This is a genomic window from Taklimakanibacter albus (assembly GCF_016595235.1).
GTDB lineage: Bacteria > Pseudomonadota > Alphaproteobacteria > Rhizobiales > Aestuariivirgaceae > Taklimakanibacter > Taklimakanibacter albus.
Map to the genome: position 1 here is coordinate 102,976 of NZ_JAENHL010000007.1, position 19,661 is coordinate 122,636.

Here is a 19,661-nt window from a genome sequence, read left to right on the forward strand (position 1 = left end):
CGTCCATACGTTCCCTGCCAACGTTGTTTGACACCAGCCACCGAAGAGTGCCCGCGATGCGCGAGAAAAGAACCCTCCAAATGGGAGTAGTCGCCCGCCGTCAATTGATCACAGCCAATCTCCCTGTCAATCCTTGAACACGCTGTATCTGGCATGCACCATGGCGGTTTTCGGCTCAGTTTCACACCTGCGACGGCCTGACGCAGCATCACCACGGGCCGCAGAAACAATCTTGAAACATTGTATCGACATCAGAAACATTGTTTCGGAAAGTTCGTGGCAGCCATGGAACAGGCACTCGACCGGTTACTTTATTGCACCGACAAAACGGATGGATGACAATTCTGAAGGCGACCGTCTCGGTGCGTCACCACTCCTGACCAAAGGGTTCGATTATGCGACAGCGGCCGGACTGATGACTTCAAAGCTCGGATTGCCGACGGCACGCCCCCTAACGCCGTCGCGTTGCTGGATAGCGTGGGATCTCAAATAATGAGAAAACTGCCTGGCGCTGCGAAAGCTGGCCGTCGCTCGTTCAGGAATTTGTGATCTTGCGGCTAAGCGCGAGGGCTGAGCCGAGAAAGACCTCTTGCGGGAAATCATCCGTCGCCCAGATGGGCTCCAGGCCATAATCGCGCATTTCGGCGATCGAGCCGCGGAAATAGTCTCGGCTCGCCACGTTGAGGCGCCGCAACAAATCGGCATTGACATCGCGGAATGGCTCCAGCGACAACAAATGTCCGCCGGTCACCCTGGCGATCTCGGTCAGCGCCTCTTTGCGGACCTGCTCCATCTGCTCGACGGATAACACGGTCATCACCAGGTCGAAGGAGCCGGTTTCGAACGGCATGGCGCAGGCATTGCCCTGCACGAAGGAAATTCGCTTGAACGCCTGGCCGTCCTTTTGCGGCAGCGGCGCATAAGAAAGGAGATGCTCCGGCAGTACCGCGCCGGCCTGCAGCTTCAAGGCCTCGTTATGGCCCGTGCTCGTCAACTCCAGCCCGGTGAAGGACACGTCGGGAAAGGCGCCGGCAAGGAGGAACATGTTGATGCCTTCGCCGCAACCGACCTCTAGCACCCGCTTCGGCTTGAGCGCGCGGATCACCGCGCCGAACATGATATTGCGCATCCGCGCCGATCCGGCCGCGTCGACCAGGATATCCTTGTCCCGCCAGCGCCAGGGCGTGAAGCTTTGCGGGCCGCGGGTGACGTCATAGCGCGTATGGCCGGCCTGCCAGGCCGCTTCATATTCGTTGAGAATCCGGTCCGTCGATCGCACCTGGCGAAACCAACCGTTACCAATCCGCTTGATCAGCCGCTTTCGCAGATTCTTACGCCGGAGCCGCATTTCGGTGTCGAACCGTCCGGCTTCCGGATTCTGGGTCACGAACGGACGCAAGGCCTCGAACACCGCCTCGCCATCGACGCCGAGCCCCAATTCGCCGAGGGGCTTCAGTTTGATGTCCGGTCCGTTCATGAATTGTCCATGCCAGTCTGTGATTGCCACTTAAGGAGGGTCAAGCTATATCCCCGCACTTCCCTCAACATATCGCGGATGTCAATCAAGGAATGTCGATAGGCCATAAAGTTCGCGTCGCCCTGCGCCAGGGCATAGCCATGGCGAGCTCGGTGACCATGCCCCGCGACAAGAGTCTCAAGCTGGAGCGCTACCTGCGCGGCCAGGAAGACGCCCGCATGCTCGCCCAGTCCGACTACGCCGTCGTGTCCTACGGAAAGAGCGGCCGCACCTGGCTGTGCGTGCTTTTGTCGCGTTATTTCCAGCTGCGCTACAAGCTGCCGGCCGACCGGCTGCTGCAATATGACAGCCTGCATGTGCTCGATCGGGCCGTTCCGCGGGTGATGTTCACCCACGACAACTATCTGGGCGACTATACCGGTACGCAGGATTCGAAAGCGGATTATGCCGGCAGCCGCGTCGTGCTGCTGGCCCGCCACCCCGCCGACACTGCCGTGTCGCAGTTTTTCCAGTGGAAGCACCGGATGCGCGACCGCAAGAAGTACATCAACAACTATCCCGATCCCAAGGACGACGTGCCGCTCATCGACTTCGTGCTCGGCGAAAGCGCCGGCATCCCGAAGATCATCCGCTTCATGAACCTGTGGGCGGCCGAATTCGACAAGCTGAAGGCCATACGCGTGGTGCGCTACGAGACGCTGAGGCGCGACACCGCCAAGACGCTCGGCAATGTCCTCGAATTCATGAATGAGATGGCGACCGACACCGAACTCGCTCAGTGCGTCGAATTCGCTTCCGTCGAGAACATGCGCAAGATGGAGAAGGATACTTTCTTCAAGGGCGTCGGCGATCGCATGACGCCGGGCGATGCCAGCAACCCCGACAGCTACAAGGTGCGCCGCGCCAAAGTCGGCGGCTACCGTGACTATTTCACCGAAGACGAGGTCGCCCGGATCGACGAGCTCGTCGCCCGCACCTTGTCGCCGGCCTACGGCTACAGCGAAGCCCCGCCCGATCCCCGGGTCGTGTGATGAGCCATTGTTGAAAGGGCGCTGCTTGGCTGCCCATCGGAGACGGAAAAATGAAACACTGCATTTTCATTCACACCAACGAGAAGCAGATCATCGGCGCGCTCGTTTCGAAATATTCCTTCGAGCGCTTCGCCTCGAAGAAGGACCTCTTCGACGTCAAGCTGGTCGACACGCGCGATTATCCTTTCTTCCAGGCCTATGAAGGCAAGAAATATCTGCGCGACGGCCTGCAGCGCGAATGGCGCAACGAGGATTTGCAGTCCTTCACCGTCCTGCGCTTCGCGCCGCCCGAGGAGATGGGTTATGAGGGCCGCTCCGTCGTCGTCGATCCGGATGTGTTCTGCGTCGCGGACGTGGTGCCGCTGCTCGAGCGCGACATGGGCGGCAAGGCGATCATGGCGCGCCGGCGCAAGGGCGGCTCCAAGGACAGCGACTTCGCCTCGAGCGTCATGCTGCTCGACAATGCCAGGCTCAAGCACTGGCAGCTCCAGAACAATTTCGCCGAGATGTTCGCCTCCAAGCGCGACTACGCCCAGTGGATCGCGCTCAAGCTCGAGAACGACGACACGATCGGGGTTCTCGAGCCGACCTGGAATGATTTCGACCGCCTGGCGCCCGATACCCGTCTCATCCACAACACTCACCGCAACACGCAGCCCTGGAAGACGGGCCTCCCCGTCGATTACCGTCCGCCGCAGAAGGCCGGGTCCCTCAAGCCCGCCAATATCTGGCACCGCGTCCGCCGCTCGCTGTTCGGCGAATATGCCTTCCTCGGCCAGTATAAGAAGCATCCCGACTCCAACCAGGAGCGGCTGTTCTTCGCGCTCCTGAAAGAGTGTGTCGAGAAGGGCATCGTGACCCGCGACATGATCGAGGATCAGATGCGCAAGAACCATGTCCGCCATGATGCGCTCGATGTGATCGCGCGCACGTCGACGCTGGTCGAACGCCCGCTCTTCGCCGCCTGACGCCCTACCGGATCGGCGATCGCCAATCCTTGGCCAGAATGCGCAGGAACAAAGCGCGCGAGAAGGGATCCACCTCCTCGCCGCTTTTGCGCTTCGTGGCGTGAAGGCCGATGACGTTGAGCAGATAGATCTGCCCCCAGAGCGGCCGGGGAAGATCGACGAGCGCCAGGATCGGCTCCAGTTCGCTGACGCGCCAGTTGCGCTGCTGTGCGGCGAAAGCCGCATCCACCAGGGTCTGCTTCCCCTGCGCCTGCAGATTCTTGCAGGCGAGTGCCAGGAGGTCGATCGCGACGACGCGCTCGGGCTCGCAGGATTTGAGATCGATCAGCACCGGCTTGCCCTGATCGTCGCGCATCACATTGCGATAATGCAGGTCCTTGTGCGAGATGCCGGTCATCAATGGGCGCGCGAAGGCGTCGCGGATGTCGCTTTCGCTGGCGAAGGACTGGGGCAGCGCGCCGCCGGAAATCTGTCGGGCGAAAGCGAGCCCCGCCTCGATTGTCGCCGGCAGGCCACTCGGGACGACCGGCCGGGCTTTGCTGAGCAGCGCCTGGACGATCGGCAAGGCCACCGCTGCATGGTCTTCCTTGGCGATCGGCCGCAGCCTGTCGCTCTCGAGGATCTTGCCGCCGGGGACATCGTGGAGCGCCATGCTATGGGGCAGGATGGCGGCGAGCCCTTCGCCGCGCAGCGCTTGCCACATGTCATATTCGCGCCCGAGCTTGGCCATGGCGCGGGGCTCGGCGGCGAAACGCACGAACCGGTCGCCGGCCACGGCATAGACGATCCCCTGCTTCTTCCGGACGACCTGGCTGCCATGGCGTAACGCCCCCAGATACCGCGCCAGGGGCGCCGGCCGGCCGAGCCGGAGCCGCCCCGTCAGCCAGGGTTTCGCCAGCGCCGTCTTGGCTCGACGGGCGCGCTTGAAGGCGCTATGGACGGCGCGCGGAAAGAGCAGCTGCTTCCAGTTCATCGCTGGTCTGCCGAGGCTTGATATGAAGGCCGCCCTGACGCATTAAACAACGAAATTCCCCTCCTTTTCGAACAACGCGGCATAGCTAGCACGAGGCCCCCGATGACTGAAGTTTCCGCACCCGCCAGCACGTCCTGGTCGCGCGAAAAGATCGAAGAATTGCTCCGTTCGGAGCCCTTCAACTACCAGGCCATTCCCCTGCCCTATGGGCTCAGCACCGGCGGCCATGACCGTTCAAGCACAGCCAAGGCTATTCTGCCAGACGATATGACGGGCCAGAGCTTCCTCGATGTCGGCTGCGCGCTCGGCTATTTCTGCTTCGAGGCGCGCCGCCGCGGCGCCGGCCGCGTGGTCGGCTTCGACCTCGAGATCGACAATGTCCGCAAGGGCAGGCTTCTTGCCGACATATTGGGACAGCCGGTCGAATTCACGCTCGGCGACATCGAGCACGGACCGATCGGCGAGAGCTTCGACCATGTCATCTGCCTGAACGTGCTGCATCACCTGGCCGACCCGATCCAGGGCCTCGACCGGCTGATCGCCGCGACCCGCCGCCGCCTCATCCTTGAGCTCGCGACCTTCGGCGCCCATGACCGCCGCAAGCTCGGCATGACCTTGCTGCAGCAGCGCACCCTGGTGCGCCTGCCGGCTCTGCTCGTCGGGCGCGGCACCGCCGGCGAAGGCGTCAAGCAGTTCTACATCACCAAATCGGCGATCGAGAATCTGCTGCGTTATCGGCGCGGCTGCTTCGCTTCGGTAGAAATCGTGCCATCTACCTTCAAGGAGCGCTTCCTGGTCATCGCCACCAAGCGCCAGATCGACAAATTGATGATCGTCGGCTCGCCCACCTCTTCCGCGATGACGCCGTTCGTCCAGAAGGTCATCGCCGGCCAGCAGACGGAGGCCGCGCGCTTCCTCGGTCTTGAGGGCAAAGTTCCGGTGCTGCGCGCCGAGGACTATCACGAGCCGCAGACGCCGCATCAGCCGGCGCTCGCCTTCGACTACGATTTCATGCGCCCCTTCACCAGCGGCGCCGGCACCTTCGAGCACGACCCGGCGCTCGATGTCATCGACACCGCCCAGGCGACGCGCGCCGTGACCGTCTGGCTGCCGCGCGATCAGCTCATCAAGGCGGCTGAGGCCGATATCGGCAAGAGCGACGGAAAGCGGCGCAAGCAGCTCGTCAATCTCCTCGGCCAGTATGAAAACCCGAAGCACCTGGCCAAGCATTACCGCGCCTGGTTCCAGTATCTGGCCCGCAAGAATGTCGACCACCGCATCCTGTGGATCAAGCCGGAAGGCCCGATGCTGCTGACTGTCGAGGAGTGGGAGCGCGACGTCGCCGCCGCACTCGTCTAAAGCGTCGGACCGAGAAGTGCATGCGGTTCTCGGGCAAGCTGATGCGCAAAATCAAATAGCGCGCTAGCGCGGGACGTATTCGTCGGCCGGGAACAGCTTGAACTCGGTCGGCGACGTCATCTCGATCATCCAGTGTGTATCGGAGTGCTGTTTGGCGAAGTCGATCCAGGTCGAATAGATCTCCTTCACTTTCGCCGGATCCTGATACATTTCGCGGATGCGCAGATGGCGGTTCTTCGCCTTGCCTGAGCGCGCGAATTTCTTGTCGATCTCCGCCGCGGTGATCTGCTTGAACAGTCTTTCGCTCGGGGTCGCAACGGTGAGGAAGGTGATCTTCTTGGCGCAGGACAGGAGATCCATCGCCTCGTCCCGCTCATAGACGCGGGTCGAGCGCATGAACGGGCGCATGATGTCGTAATGCAGCATGACATGCGAGCGCACCGGCTGGTCGTCCGGCTTGTCGAGATGGTTGGCGTTCAACCGCTCGCCCCACACGGTGGCGTCGGGCGTGCCCAGGGCCTTGGCGAGCTCGGGCATCTGATTGCTCATGAACCGCGCCATGATCGTCTTCTTGCCGGAGGAAGTCGGTCCGCCGACCACCAGCAGATGATCGATCTGCCGCTTATGGGCGATGGCGACAAAGCGACCCTTGTGGCCGGACGGCTTCAGCTCGACCTTCGCGAAGACACCGCGATGCACCTTCAGAATGTTGAAGATCGCCTTCTCGCTCATATAGAAGCGCTGCACTTCCCGCTTGCCGCGCGTGCCGGTGGCGGTGACGAAGATGATCGGGAAGCGGCTGAGCCAGTTGCAGATGAAGGCGGGAAGCCCGACCTTGCGCTTGTCATGCGCGCCGAACGTCGCGACTTCGAGGATGAGCTTCTCCTTGGTGATGTCGATCAGGCGGTTGAGCGCCGCGATCGGATCATGCAGATGGTGCAGCACGTTGAGGCAGAACACCTGGTCGAACTTGCGGTCGAGATAGGTGCTTTCGAGATTGCCGACGACGAACTGCGCCTGCGAGCCCTTCATTTCGGCGAGGAGACGCGCCTTGCGCACCGACTCGGGATGGACGTCGATGCCCACGACATCGGTGGCGCCGCGCTTCTCGGCCTCGAAGCAGAAGAAGCCCAGACTTGCCCCTACATCAAGGACGGATTTGCCGGCGAGATCGTCGCCGAAGATCTCGGCCGCCGTCGATGAGCGGTCATGCCCCTCGGTCGCCAGACCAAAGGGCAGCGGCACGCGCTGATAGTCGAAGCGCTCCAGCTTGAGCTGCTGCTCGATCGCCTCGCGCGTCCAGGTCCGGGCGGGCTCGGCTTGCGATTTCAGCGTCTGTGCGTCGGAGGTTTTGGCGCTAATGCTTGTTTTAGCGGTGTTTTCTTTGAGGGAACTCATGGTCAACAGATGTCACAAATCCGTTATCAAATCAACCTGAAGCTGCAGGTTGCAGAGCCGTCCGGTTACGCATTTGTCCGCATGGCGCGGCGTTTTGCGATTGTAGCCGAAAGGATACAAATTGGAGCCGCGATCGTCATGCAACCGTCACGTTATGGTCAAATCCCGCCGAATAATGTTCGTGAGATTCTCAAGGTTTCCGTTTGGTCGGAGTCTTGATGGAGCAGAGGTGCAGCCGGAGGGGGTAACGTAATGATCGATCAGTCTGTGCTGGGACCAGGCATGATCGGCGGCATCAAGTTGTGGCGCAGGCAGTACAAGGAACATGTGCAGTCCTGGGGCGACAAGGTGCTCGTCGTCTCCTACCCCAAGAGCGGACGCACCTGGCATCGCGTGCTGCTGGCCCATTACATCAACTCCACCTTCCTCGGTCAGGAAACACGCTCGCTCGACACCAAGAAGCTGACGCGCAAGGCCGGGCTGCCGCAGATTTCCTATACGCATGCCGGCGCCAATTTTCTCAACGCGATATCGCCGTGGCATCCGTTCAACGGCTCGGCTGCGAGCTGGCGCGGACGTAGAGTCATCCTGCTCACCCGCGATCCCAAGGATGTCCTCGTCTCCGCCTATATGCATGCCTGCTTCCGCTCGAAGTCGTTCAGCGGCTCGCTGTCGGAATTCGTCAGGCATCCCTTCACCGGCATCGAGAAGCTGCTCGTCGCCCATAATCGCTGGGCCTCCTACATGCCTTATGCGCGCGAGGTTTTGTGGCAGCGTTACGAGACCATCCACGACGATCCGGCGCAGGCGCTGCGTGAGACCCTGGAGTTCTGCGACATCGGTGTCGATCCCCTCGCCGTCAAGGCCTCCGTCGATTTCGGGCACATCGACAATCTGAAGGAGAAGGAGCGTTCGGGCTTCTTCGAGTCGGGCGCCATGCGCTCAGAAGCCCGCGACAAGAATGCGATGAAGGTGCGCGACGGCAAGATCGGCTCCCACAAGCAGCGCATGAGCGCCGAGGATATCGACTATATCGAAAGCGCCATAGCGAGGATCGGCTATCCGTTCCAGGCGCAGTCCGCCTCTTAGAATCGAATTATCACTGGGTGGAAAAAATCGAGTGGTACAGCTGCCTGGTCTCGAACCAGGGACCTTCGGATCCACAATCCGACGCTCTAACCAACTGAGCTACAGCTGCACGGTTCCTCGAAACGGGCGCAAACTAGTCTGAAGCGGTTTGTAATTCAACAGGAAAAGGCCTGTTCTCGCGAGCAGGCCCGATCCGTTGCAAATGCTCTGTGAAATCAGACGTCGAAGGTCTTGCCGAGATCGCCGAACGACTTCAGCACGCTCTCCTGCACCGGCTTCACCGTCTCCTGGGCGAGGAGCAGCGATAGCTCGCCGAGCTCGTTCACCTGGCGCGTATAGGCGGCGAACTGGTCGCGCGCGAAATCCTGGTTGAGGGTCACGAACTCGGTCGGATCCGTCACCGCGAAAGCCTTGCGCATATAGGTGAAGGCCGAATTCATGTTGATCTGGGCGATCTCCATGGCCTTGAGGTGGATGTCGGTCGTGCGCGCCTTGAAGGCGCCGGCAACGGCGTCGACATACTGCATGTTGGAATGGGCGAGATCGCTCGCCTTGTCGAAGGCGGCCTGCGCCTGATCGACCGATTTCTGGGCGAATTCAGTGACCTCGGCCGCCACTTCCGGGGTGTTCCGGACAAGCTTCAGCTTCTTGCTCATGTCACGTCTCCTTTTCGGGCGGACCGAGGCCCGCCAGTGACCACAATCTGTCCATGATAGGCGCGATCATTGTGCATCGCAACATTATTTTGCGACGCAGCAAGAGCCTGTGGAGAACTGACAGTCAGGACGTGAACTCAAGTGAGTCGCCCTGTAGACTGGGGAAAGGCCGTTAAGCTTAATAAAAGATTGATGAATTGTACTCATTTAACATTGCTTTATAGACAAAATGCCGGAACGCGCGATTCTGCCGGGACGGTGTGGAGCAAGGGGCCGCGGGCAGCCAAGCCTGCGGCAGGATGAGTGAATCAGGCCGTTTTGCCAACGCTCGAGGATCTGCGGAGCCTCCCCCAGCCATCCTGGCTGTGGGACAGCGATCGTGCGCGCATCGTCTGGGCGAATAGAGCCGGCATCGCCTATTTCGGCGGCGAGACCTTGTTCGACCTGCTCGACCGCCCCTTCGACCGGACTGAGCCCGGCGTGGAAAATCTGGGCGCCCTGGCGCGCCGTCTGCGGCGCGGTGAGCTGCGCAAGGCGCTGCTCCATTTCCCCTCGACCGGCAATGCGACGGCGCTTGCCTGTCACTGCGCCCTGCACACCCTTCCCGATGGCCGAACCGGACTTCTGGTGGCGGGAATCGCCGAGGCCGAAGAGACCGCCAGCCAATCGGGTGAGCTGGCGCGGGCCTTCAGCGATCTGCCCTTCCCGGCCCTCCTCCTCACGCAAGGCATGGTCGCTTTCGCCAATGCCGCCGCCGAGCGCCTGTTCATGCCGGAGCAGCGCCGCTACGCCCACCGGCTTCTGGGCAGCGTCGAGGCCTTCGAGGAGTTCCAGCAGCGGGTGATCTCCGCCGGCACGCTGGGCCTCACCCGCAAGCTCGACACGCTGTTCGGTGAGCGTGATATCCGCCTCACCGCCAAGCTGATGGCGGGCGAAAAGAGCGCCGATCCCGCCATCCTCGTCATCTGCGAAGACGTCACCGATCGCCGGGCGCTGGAGCGCCATCTGGGCGAGAGCGAAGCGGCCGCGGCGCCGGCCCCTGCGCCCAAGCTCAGCGAGCCCAGGCTGTCGCCCCAGGAGGCCGAGACCTTCGAGGCCCTCGGCAAATCGCTGCGCGCTGAAAAGCAAAAGACGGCCGAGCCCATCCAGGTGAATGTCCAGGCGGTGCCGATAAACATCCCGCCCGGCCTGCCGCCGATCGTCACCCGCAAGATCGATTCCTTCGCCCATCCCGTCATCATCGTGCAGGACGGCAAGATCCAATATGCCAATCCCGCCGCGCTGAAGCTGTTGCGGTATGCCGGCTCCGAAAGCCTGCGCGACAAGATCGCTTTTTCCGGCCTGCCGCCGCGCGGCACCAGCACCGCGAGATTGGTGACCGGTGACGGCGCGCCAATCACCGTCAATCTCACCGTCCTCCCCATTGCCTGGCGCGGCGGCCCGGCCTTGCAGGTGACGCTCGCCGAGATCGCCCAGGCGGTCGAAGCCGAGCCGGCACCGGTGCCGGCTGCGCCACCCAAAGCGGAACTACCCGCGGCCCCGCTGAAGGTCGAAGCGCCGGCGCCGCGTCTCGTCCATCCATCACCTTCGGCCGAGCCCCAGATCGTCGCCAAGCCGCCTCAGGACGAGAAGCCGGCCAAGGCCGAGCTCGTCATCGACCTGCCGCGCGAAGAGCCGCCGCCACCGGCCGAGCCCGCAAGCCCGCCCGCCCCCGTCCAGGCCGAAGCACCGCAGCCCAAGCCCGCCGCTGTACCCGCACCAGCCCCACTCCCCCCGCAGCCGAATGCGCGCGCGGAGGAGGACGAGGAGCTGCGCAACATCCTCGACACCGCGGCCGACGGCATCATCACGCTCGACACCAGCGGCCAGATCCGCAGCTTCAGCGCCGGCGCCGAAGCCATCTTCGGCTATCGCATCGCCGAGGTGATCGACAAGCCGCTCGCCACGCTGCTGGCACCCGACAGCCGCCGCGTTCTGCGCGACTATCTCTCCGCATTGCAAGGTCCCGGCCTCGCCGCCGTCTTCAATGACGGGCGCGAGGTGACGGCGGTCGTCAAGCAGGGCGGCGTCGTGCCGCTCTTCCTCACCATCGGGCGCCTCCATTCGACGCGCGAGAACAGCGCCTCGTTCTGCGCCGTGCTGCGCGACATCACCCAGTGGAAGCGCACCGAGGCCGAGTTGCGCGAGGCCAAGGACGCCGCCGAGCAGGCGAGCAAGCAGAAGTCGGAGTTCCTCGCCAAGATCAGCCATGAATTGCGCACGCCGCTCAACGCCATTCTCGGCTTCTCGGAGGTGATGCGCATGGAGCGCTTCGGCGAGATCCGCAACGACAAGTATCGCGGCTATGTGAACGACATCCATTCCAGCGGCGCGCATCTTTTGTCGCTCATCAACGACCTGCTCGATCTCTCCAAGGTCGAGGCCGGCAAGCTCGAGCTCAATTTCACGTCCGTGGCGCTGCCCGATGTCGTCGACCAGGCGATCAAGATGGTGCAGGAGCAGGCGACCGCCGCGCGCGTCATCCTGCGCCGCACGATGCCCGGCGATCTTCCCAATGTGGTCGCCGACCAGCGCTCGATGAGCCAGGTGATGCTCAATCTCTTGAGCAACGCGATCAAATTCACCGAGCCCGGCGGCCAGGTGATCATCTCGGCGCAGCTCACCAAAGCGGGCGAGTTGAAATTGCGCGTCAAGGACACCGGTCTCGGCATGACCGAAGCCGAGATCAAGGAAGCGCTCGAGCCGTTCCGGCGCATCACCACCGACGGCCGCAACGTGCCGGGCACCGGCCTGGGCCTCCCGCTCACCAAGGCGCTCGCCGAAGCCAACCGCGCCCAGTTCGACATTTCGAGCGAACCGCGCAAAGGCACGCTGGTCGAGATCACTTTCCCCACCACCCGCGTGCTGGCGGTCTAAGTCCTCAAATCCCTCACGCTGAGGTGCCCGCCGAAGGCGGGCCTCGAAGCGTCCGTCAGGATAGGATGAGGCTGGCCCGGTTCAGCTCTTCAGCTCCGCCAGATCCTTGTAAAGATCCAGCGCTTCCGGATTGGCCAGCGCTTCCTTGTTCTTCACCACCCGGCCATGCACGACATCGCGCACCGCGAGCTCGGTGATCTTGCCGGATTTGGTGCGCGGAATATCCTTCACCGCGATGATCTTCGCCGGCACGTGACGGGGCGAGGCGCCCTGGCGCACCTGCTGCTTGATCTTGGCGGCGAGCGCCTCGTCGAGCTGGACTCCCTCGCGCAATCGCACGAACAGCACGATACGCACGTCATTGTCCCAGTCCTGGCCGATCGCCAAGGCCTCGATGATTTCGGGGATACGCTCGACCTGGGCGTAGAGTTCAGCCGTGCCGATACGCACGCCGCCGGGATTGAGCGTCGCATCCGAGCGGCCATGGATGATGATGCCGCCATGCGCCGTCCATTCGGCGAAATCGCCATGGCACCAGATATTGTCGAAGCGGGCGAAATAGGCGTTGTGATATTTCTCGCCGCTCTCGTCGTTCCAGAACATCACCGGCATCGACGGGAACGGCCCCGCGCAGACGAGCTCGCCCTTCTCCTGGCGCATCGGTTTCGCGTCGTCGTCATAGACATCGACCGCCATGCCGAGCATGGCGCCCTGGATCTCGCCACGCCACACCGGCGACAGCGGATTGCCGCCGACGAAGCAGCCGCAGATATCGGTGCCGCCCGAGATCGAGGCGAGATGCAGGTCGCGCTTGATATCCTCATAGACGAAGTCGAAGCTTTCGGCGGCGAGCGGCGAGCCGGTCGAGAACATCGTGCGCACGGTGGCGAGCTTATGCGTCTCGCGCGGCTTGAGGCCCGACTTCTTGACCGCGTCGATATATTTGGCCGAGGTGCCGAACAGCGTCATGCCCTCCTCATCGGCATAATCGAACAGCACCCGCTCGCTCGGCGCGAAGGGTGAGCCGTCATAGAGGAGCAGCGTGGCGCCGGTGGCGAGCCCGCTCACCAGCCAGTTCCACATCATCCAGCCACAGGTGGTGAAATAGAACAGACGGTCGCCGGCCCTCACGTCGGAATTGAGGATGAGCTCCGAGAGATGTTTCAAGAGGATGCCGCCCGCCCGGTGCACGATGCATTTGGGAATGCCGGTGGTGCCGGAGGAATAGAGAATATAGAGCGGATGATCGAAAGGCAGCTGGGCGAATTTGATCGGCTCCTGCTCCTTGCGCGAAATATAGTCCTCATAGGCCACCGCACGCGGCATGGTGCGCGAGATGTCGGTCGCCTGGCCGATATAATCGATGATGAGGGTTTCCTCGACGCTCGGCAGCTCTTTCAGAACCGCCGCCACCTTGTTGCCGATCGGGATCTTCTTGCCGTTGTAGTAATAGCCGTCGCAGGCGATGAGGAAGCGCGGCTTGATCTGGCCGAAGCGGTCGAGAATGCCGCGCTCGCCGAAATCGGGCGAGCAGGACGACCAGATGCCGCCGAGCGAGGCGACCGCCAGGAAGGCGACGATGGTTTCCGGCATGTTCGGGACGATGGCCGCCACCCGGTCGCCGGGCTTGAGGCCGGCCTTGGCGAAAGCGTGATGAAGCCGCGCCACGGCCGTGTTGAGTTCGCGCCAGCTCATCTTCTTGCGGACCTTGTCCTCGCCGCGGAAGATCAGCGCCGGCGTGTCGTCGTTCTTGAACAGCAGGTTCTCGGCATAATTGAGCCTGGCGTCGGGGAAGAATCTGGCGCCCGGCATTTTTGTGCCATCGACCAGCACGCGGTCGCCGCGCGTCGACGCCTTGACCTTGGCGAAATCCCACAACGCGCTCCAGAACTGCTCCGGCTGCCGCACCGAGAAATTGTGGAAATCCGCATAGGTCTTGAGCGATCCCGAGCCCTGCCCCTTCGCGAGATGAGCCGCGAAAGCCGCGAGATTGGACCCGGCCTGGCGTCCCGCATCCGGTGTCCACAAAGGCTCGGCACTCGACATCAATCACCCTCCCTTTATCTGTCCGGCACGATCATGCCGCATTTCCATGCTCCCAAGGCCCCGAATATGGCCTGTAAGTCAACTCTTGACTTGTCGGCCCCAATTCCTTGCAAGGGAACGATGCGTAAGATCATACTGGCCTGCCTCGCCGTCGCCGCCGTCCTGATTGTCGCGGCAGGAATTCTTTTGACCAACCGCATCCGGGCGGTGTCCGCCGACTTGGCCCAGAGGGTCGAGCGCCAGACGGGTGTCGCGGTCACGTCTTCCGGCCTGCCCGGCCTCTCCTTCTGGCCGCGCTTCTCGGTCTCCCTCGGCAATGTCGTGATCCCCGCCCCCAAAGGCTCGACCTCGGCGCCGCTCGCCACCATCGAGACGATGCGCATCGTGCCGGCCGACGGCCTGTTCGGCTGGGGCGAAAACGGCATCGCCGAGATCGTGATCGAGAAACCCAGCATCAATCTGGTCATCGGCGCCGACGGCCATGCCAATTGGGACTATGCCGCCCCGGCCGCGGCCGGCGAAACGGAAGGTCTTCCGCTGCGTATCACCAATGGCCGCGTCGCCTTTCTCGACGAACGCACCGGCACCGCCGTGGCCCTCTCCGATGTCGAGGCACAGACCTCGCTCTCCGGCCCCGCCGATGAGTTGAACGCCAAGGGTGCTTTCGTCTGGAACGAACGGCGCGCCGGCTTCACCTTGTTCCTTAAATCGCCGCAACGTGTCGCCGAGGACGGTTCACCCGCCGACGTCACCTTGCAGGCGCCGGGCCTCGACTTTCAGTTCTCCGGCCGCGCCGCCCTCATCAAAGGCTTCGAGCTCGACGGCCAGGCCGGCATCAAGGGCACCGATCTCGGCATGGCAGCATCCTGGTTCGGCGCATCCTTGCCCGAGGGCATGAACGGCGCCCGCTTCGAGCTGGCGGGTGCGGTCGATTCATCGGCGCAGGGTCTGCTCTTCACCAACGCCCAATTCGCTCTCGACGATATGCGCGGCCAGGGCGATATCGGCCTGGCGCTCGGCAAGGGCCGGCCGAAGCTCGATGCCGACGTCACCGTCCAGACCATCGATCTCACCCGCTACAGCGGCTCGACCGCGGTGAACAAGGCCTTCCTCGCCAATCCGTGGGCCACCTCGCGCATCGATCTCTCGGTGCTGCGCAGCCTCGATGTGATTCTCAAAGTGGGCACCAATGCCTTCGCCTATGGCGCCTTCCGCACCGGACCTGCCGAGCTCACCGCCAATCTCGCCGATGGCATCCTCGATCTAAAGATCGCCAAGGCGGCCTATGCCGACGGCACTCTCGATCTCGCTTTGAAGATCGACGGCAAGGCGGCGACGCCCAGCCTCCAGTTCAGCGCCAATGGCGAGAACATCGCGGCCGACAGGGCGCTGCTCGCCGCGGTGGGCTTCGGCGACCTCACAGGCCGGCTCTCGCCCAGCCTCTCGCTGCAGGCCAGCGGCCCGACGCTCGCCGATCTCGTATCTACGCTGAAGGGACAGGCCTCGTTCCGCGCCGTATCCGGGACCCTGACCGGCATCGACCTGCCGGCCGCCTTCGGCAAGGTCTCGACGGCGATTCTCGAAGGCTGGGGCCGCGACGAGCGCCAGAGCACCACCTTCGACGCTTTGTCGGCGACCTTCGCCATTTCCGACGGCATCGCGGAGACGACCAATCTCATCCTGTCGAGCCCGGCTCTGACCTTCACCGGCAAGGGCGAAGTCGATCTCCTGCGCCAGGCGCTCGATCTCAAGGTGGATCCGCAGCTGGCGGTTTCGGCGGCAACGTCGGCGACCGCTCCCGCCCCCCTCGCCACCTTCCCTGTCGCCATCCAGGTCAAGGGCCCGTGGATGGCGCCGCGCATCTATCCCGACATGCCGGGAATCCTCGAGGATCCGGCCGGCGCCTATGCGGCGCTCAAGAAGCTGGGGCTCGGCGCGCCCGATTGAACCGAAGCGTCATTCTTGGCACAATGGCATCGGACCGAAAAGTGCGAAGCGGTTTTCGGATAATCTGATGCGAGATATTGAAGATCATCATGATCCGCGTGCAGGACATAGCTTTCGACGCAGCCGCTGAATTGAAGGCGTTTCAGGCCGCCAACCGGTCGAGCGGCGCCACCGTCATGTTCATCGGTACCGTGCGGGAAATGAGCGAAGGTGCCCGCATCGAGCGCATGACGCTCGAGCATTATCCAGGCATGACCGAAAAGGCGCTGGCCGGCATCGAGGCCGAAGCGCTCGCGCGCTGGCCGCTCGAGGCGAGCCTCGTCATCCACCGCTACGGGCCACTTGAACCTGGCGACGACATCGTGCTGGTGCTCACCGCCTCATCCCACCGGCAGGCCGCGTTCGAGGCGTGCGCATTCCTGATGGACTGGCTCAAGACCAAGGCGCCCTTCTGGAAGCTCGAGGAAACCGGCGGCGAAACGCGCTGGGTCGACGCCAAGGACAAGGACGATCAGGCGGCGCGGCGCTGGGACCGGCCGTGAACTACCGCCGCTATGGACGCCGGCGGCCGTCACGGCCGCCACGTTCATTGGCGCGCAGTCTCGTCGACACGGGAATGTTCATCGTCGCTGCGGGCCTCGTCCTCATAACATTGCGCGTCTTCAACCAGGTGACCCTCACCCCCGGCGCCGCCGACATCATCGACGGTGATTCCTTCCGGCTCGGCAAGGATGAGATCAGGCTCAACGGCATCGACGCGCCGGAATACCGGCAGATCTGTCGTGACGAGAGGAACCGCGACTGGAATTGCGGCCGTGACGCCGCCGACGCCTTGCGCCGGCTCGTGCGTGGCCGAGAGGTCGAGTGCAAGGGCCTCGATGCCGATCGTTACGGCCGCCTCGTCTCGCGCTGCAGCGCCGGCGGCGTCCAGCTCAACGCCGAAATGGTCCGTCTCGGCTGGGCCGTCGCCTATACCCGTCACGGTACCTTCTATGTCGACGAGGAAGTCGCAGCGCGTAACGAGCGTCGCGGCATCTGGCGTGGCACCTTCGACCTGCCCGAGGACTGGCGCGAGATCCACCGCCCCAATCTCCACCGCGCCCCGCACGATTGACCCTTCGCCCGCTTCCACCGTGCTTCCCCTCCTGCAAGCGGGAGAAGGGAAATGAGATTAGCCCTCAATCCAACCGCTTACGGAAAAGCGCTATCGACCGCAACGCGTAGAGAAGCAAAATGGCGAGCGACGGCCAGATAGCCCACAAGGGCGACCCGGTCGCCAGGTTGAGCAGGAAGAAAAACGCGATGAAGGTTCCAGCCGTCGCCGTGCTGACCCTGAATTTGTGCCGGCGCACTTCACGCGGATCCGGTCCTGCCCGGGAAGCCGCGGCGGGCATCTCGTCCGGTGCCGGCTTGACGCCGCCCTCGAGCAGCACGCGATAGACCGACACTTGCGCCGGGATATTCTTGACCGCCTTGGCGCCGAGCGCATCGAAGCCTACCGCGAGCTTGTCCTTCACATGATCGAAGACGGTGCCCGAGATGAGAATGCCGCCGGGCTCGGCCATGGCCTGGAGCCGCGCCGCCACATTGACGCCGTCACCGAACAGATCGCCCTTGTCGACCATGACGTCGCCGAGATTGAGGCCGACGCGGAACCACATGCGTTTGTCGGGGCTCAACGCCGCGTTGCGTTCGGCGATCGCGCGTTGGATATCGATGGCGCATTCGACCGCCCGGACGACGCTCGGAAAGTCGGCGAGGATGCTGTCGCCCGCTGTATTTACGATCTGGCCGCGATGGGCCGCGATTCGCTCGGCGGTGAGCTCGCGATAGGCCTTGAGCGTGGCGAAGGTGCCGCTCTCGTCCTGTCCCATCAGGCGGCTATAGCCGACGGCATCGGCCGACAGGATGGTCGTAAGTTTACGTTCGGTGATCGCGTTCATGGGCGCCAAAAGACATATTCCATCCCGCCAAGGTAGACAAGCCGGTGACATCGCTCAGTTGCGGTTGCAGCCGCGATGACATTTGCGTGCGCAGCCCTGCGCATACCGTTGCAATCAGCCAACATTCATGTAGTTTTTTGGCCACTCAACCCTCTTTCGAATCCATTGGCGTGTTCACATGAAGAAAATACTCGTCGCCCTGCTCGCCACGGTCGCGCTCACCCCGCTTTCACCCGCTTCGGCTGCGGACGTCGAAGCACCCGCCGCCTATGACTGGACCGGCTTCTATCTCGGCGTCCATGGCGGTTATGGCTGGGGAAAATCGCAGACCAATGATCTCTATGCCTACGACCTGGAGCCGGATGGCTGGGTCGGCGGCGCACAGGCAGGCTACAATTACCAGCTCCCCAGCAATATCGTACTCGGCGTCGAAGCGGATGTCTCACTAGGCAATCTGAAGGATGACAGCCTTGATCTGACCCAGATCGGCAACTCGGTGATTCCAACGGAAGCCGAAGCCAAGGTCACGTCATTCGGCAGCGTCAGGGCACGCGCAGGTTATGCCTTCGACCGCGTGCTGCCCTATGTCACCGGCGGTCTCGGTTGGGCCAGGCAGGAGGTGGATTATTTCCAGGATTACCTGCCCGCTTTGCCCGGCACATTCGTCAACAACCTCAACGAAAGCCAGACCTATTTCGGCTGGACGGTCGGCGCCGGCATCGAGGCCGCGCTTACCGACAACATCACGGCCAAAGTCGAATATCTCTATTCCGATCTGGGCACCCAGAAATATGCCGGCAACGCCATCGGCATAGATTATGAAGAGAATATCGAACTTGAGGTCCAAACGGTCAGGCTGGGACTCAATTACAAATTCTGAGACACCAGGATCGTAATGAACGGCGCGTCCCGACAGGGTGCGCCGTCATTCATTTGGGGCACGGCCACGCCTCCTTGATGGCGGTCAGCGCGATATAGACGGCGGGCTCACCTCGGCCTTGCGGATAGTCCTTCAATTGCTTGAGAACGATATCGCGAAGCTGCCGAAGGCTCCTTCCTTCCGGAAAGCAAACCGCCGCGCTTGGCAAGACAACGCCCATTTCCTTCGCCGCCATATCGGCAAGCCCGGCGAGATAGGCATCGCAAAGCTTCGTCGCCTCCCGGCATTCCGCGAAGAGCTTGTTGCCGTCCCAGTATCCCTCGGCCCTGCTCCCGGTGGAGCACAGGAACACGAAGATCCCTGTCAGAGCGAAAAATCTAAGCCACGACCTGAGCATCTCAATCCTATGGCGATTAAGGTCAGCCTTCTCGAGGTCACGACCTGTTGCTGCCCAACCATCGCCAGTAAAGATAGAGAGAAAGCAAGGCTGCCGGAATCTGCAGATAGAGTATCTCATCGGAGCATTCGTGCCGCGTTCTCCAATTTGGAACAATAACGGAGATGAGGTCCGTGGGGTAACGATACTCGCAGATTCCCTTAGGGTTTTGGCTGCATCCGCCAAGAAGGGTGGCGCATAGAATCACGACCCTGACTTGGCCACGCGCGGCTAGACGCCTGCCGGCAGAAAAAGCCCGATAGAGCTTTCTCGCGGAGCGTGACCGGAACATCATCGCGGCGGGCAAGTCCTCATGTCTCATGCCAGTCCTTTTTTTACCAACAGCGGGTAAAAAGACTAACAATGACAGAAGGTTATTTGATCTGAATTGGAGGGGAAACTGGTGCTGCCAGAGAGGATTGAACTCTCGACCTCTCCCTTACCAAGGGAGTGCTCTACCACTGAGCTACGGCAGCGCCGGGGCTCCCTATGCCCGCAAGCTTTCAGGAAATCAACTGCTTCTGTTTCCCCAGGCAAAATAA

16 protein-coding genes and 2 tRNA genes are annotated in these 19,661 nt (G+C 62.5%); 9 read left to right on the plus strand and 9 right to left on the minus strand.

Going from position 1 to position 19,661, the window contains the following annotated elements; genetic code table 11:
• Positions 1–535: 535 nt before the first annotated feature.
• Entirely contained in the window at positions 536–1,477 is a 942-nt protein-coding gene (locus JHL16_RS12025; RefSeq protein ID WP_200185092.1) for a class I SAM-dependent methyltransferase, read from the minus strand.
• 92 nt (positions 1,478–1,569) lie between these two features.
• On the opposite strand from JHL16_RS12025, the gene JHL16_RS12030 reads away from it, so the two are divergent.
• Together JHL16_RS12030 and JHL16_RS12035 are read left to right on the plus strand one after the other, a co-directional pair.
• Positions 1,570–2,508 carry a sulfotransferase domain-containing protein gene (locus JHL16_RS12030; RefSeq protein ID WP_200185093.1) on the plus strand — a complete coding sequence of 313 codons (939 nt, stop codon included), beginning with the start codon at positions 1,570–1,572 and terminating at the stop codon, positions 2,506–2,508.
• 50 nt (positions 2,509–2,558) lie between these two features.
• Complete coding sequence (locus tag JHL16_RS12035) at positions 2,559–3,476, plus strand: glycosyltransferase family protein (protein WP_200185094.1); 918 nt, start codon at positions 2,559–2,561, stop codon at positions 3,474–3,476.
• A 4-nt stretch (positions 3,477–3,480) separates the two neighbouring features.
• On the opposite strand, the gene JHL16_RS12040 is transcribed toward JHL16_RS12035, so the two are convergent.
• Complete coding sequence (locus JHL16_RS12040; protein ID WP_200185095.1) at positions 3,481–4,449, minus strand: hypothetical protein; 969 nt, start codon at positions 4,447–4,449, stop codon at positions 3,481–3,483.
• Positions 4,450–4,551: 102 nt separating this feature from the next.
• Here JHL16_RS12040 and JHL16_RS12045 point away from each other — a divergent pair, with 102 nt between their 5' ends.
• The gene (locus JHL16_RS12045) at positions 4,552–5,808 is read left to right on the plus strand and encodes a class I SAM-dependent methyltransferase (RefSeq protein WP_200185096.1); all 1,257 of its coding nucleotides are present in this window, start codon (positions 4,552–4,554) and stop codon (positions 5,806–5,808) included.
• A 63-nt stretch (positions 5,809–5,871) separates the two neighbouring features.
• On the opposite strand, the gene JHL16_RS12050 is transcribed toward JHL16_RS12045, so the two are convergent.
• Positions 5,872–7,206: a class I SAM-dependent methyltransferase gene (locus tag JHL16_RS12050; RefSeq protein ID WP_200185097.1), complete on the minus strand. Its 1,335-nt coding sequence runs from the start codon at positions 7,204–7,206 to the stop codon at positions 5,872–5,874.
• Positions 7,207–7,458: 252 nt separating this feature from the next.
• On the opposite strand from JHL16_RS12050, the gene JHL16_RS12055 reads away from it, so the two are divergent.
• Positions 7,459–8,295 carry a sulfotransferase domain-containing protein gene (locus tag JHL16_RS12055; RefSeq protein WP_200185098.1) on the plus strand — a complete coding sequence of 279 codons (837 nt, stop codon included), beginning with the start codon at positions 7,459–7,461 and terminating at the stop codon, positions 8,293–8,295.
• 32 nt (positions 8,296–8,327) lie between these two features.
• On the opposite strand, the gene JHL16_RS12060 is transcribed toward JHL16_RS12055, so the two are convergent.
• Together JHL16_RS12060 and JHL16_RS12065 are read right to left on the minus strand one after the other, a co-directional pair.
• Positions 8,328–8,404 (minus strand) — tRNA-His (locus JHL16_RS12060).
• 106 nt (positions 8,405–8,510) lie between these two features.
• Positions 8,511–8,951, minus strand: coding sequence for a phasin family protein (locus tag JHL16_RS12065; RefSeq protein ID WP_200185099.1), 441 nt, complete (start codon positions 8,949–8,951; stop codon positions 8,511–8,513).
• Between the two features lie 303 nt (positions 8,952–9,254).
• Here JHL16_RS12065 and JHL16_RS34950 point away from each other — a divergent pair, with 303 nt between their 5' ends.
• On the plus strand, positions 9,255–11,867 hold the full coding sequence (locus JHL16_RS34950) for a PAS domain S-box protein (RefSeq protein WP_348647201.1): 2,613 nt from the start codon (positions 9,255–9,257) through the stop codon (positions 11,865–11,867).
• Positions 11,868–11,948: 81 nt separating this feature from the next.
• Here JHL16_RS34950 and JHL16_RS12075 read toward each other — a convergent pair whose 3' ends face one another.
• On the minus strand, positions 11,949–13,913 hold the full coding sequence (locus JHL16_RS12075; protein WP_200185100.1) for an acetoacetate--CoA ligase: 1,965 nt from the start codon (positions 13,911–13,913) through the stop codon (positions 11,949–11,951).
• A gap of 120 nt (positions 13,914–14,033) precedes the next feature.
• On the opposite strand from JHL16_RS12075, the gene JHL16_RS12080 reads away from it, so the two are divergent.
• From JHL16_RS12080 to JHL16_RS12090, 3 genes are all read left to right on the plus strand, one after another.
• Positions 14,034–15,860, plus strand: coding sequence for an AsmA family protein (locus JHL16_RS12080; protein WP_200185101.1), 1,827 nt, complete (start codon positions 14,034–14,036; stop codon positions 15,858–15,860).
• A gap of 89 nt (positions 15,861–15,949) precedes the next feature.
• Positions 15,950–16,402: a molybdenum cofactor biosynthesis protein MoaE gene (locus JHL16_RS12085; protein WP_210346015.1), complete on the plus strand. Its 453-nt coding sequence runs from the start codon at positions 15,950–15,952 to the stop codon at positions 16,400–16,402.
• Positions 16,399–16,974 (plus strand): thermonuclease family protein, encoded by a 576-nt coding sequence (locus tag JHL16_RS12090; RefSeq protein ID WP_200185102.1) that lies wholly within the window; start codon positions 16,399–16,401, stop codon positions 16,972–16,974. Before JHL16_RS12085 ends, JHL16_RS12090 begins: the two co-directional genes overlap by 4 nt.
• A 64-nt stretch (positions 16,975–17,038) precedes the next feature.
• On the opposite strand, the gene JHL16_RS12095 is transcribed toward JHL16_RS12090, so the two are convergent.
• Complete coding sequence (locus tag JHL16_RS12095) at positions 17,039–17,803, minus strand: adenylate/guanylate cyclase domain-containing protein (RefSeq protein ID WP_200185103.1); 765 nt, start codon at positions 17,801–17,803, stop codon at positions 17,039–17,041.
• A 178-nt stretch (positions 17,804–17,981) separates the two neighbouring features.
• Here JHL16_RS12095 and JHL16_RS12100 point away from each other — a divergent pair, with 178 nt between their 5' ends.
• Entirely contained in the window at positions 17,982–18,683 is a 702-nt protein-coding gene (locus tag JHL16_RS12100) for an outer membrane protein (RefSeq protein ID WP_200185104.1), read from the plus strand.
• A gap of 49 nt (positions 18,684–18,732) precedes the next feature.
• On the opposite strand, the gene JHL16_RS12105 is transcribed toward JHL16_RS12100, so the two are convergent.
• Both JHL16_RS12105 and JHL16_RS12110 read right to left on the minus strand, forming a co-directional pair.
• Positions 18,733–19,200, minus strand: coding sequence for a Rap1a/Tai family immunity protein (locus JHL16_RS12105; RefSeq protein WP_200185105.1), 468 nt, complete (start codon positions 19,198–19,200; stop codon positions 18,733–18,735).
• A 320-nt stretch (positions 19,201–19,520) separates the two neighbouring features.
• Positions 19,521–19,595 (minus strand) — tRNA-Thr (locus JHL16_RS12110).
• Positions 19,596–19,661: the final 66 nt, after the last annotated feature.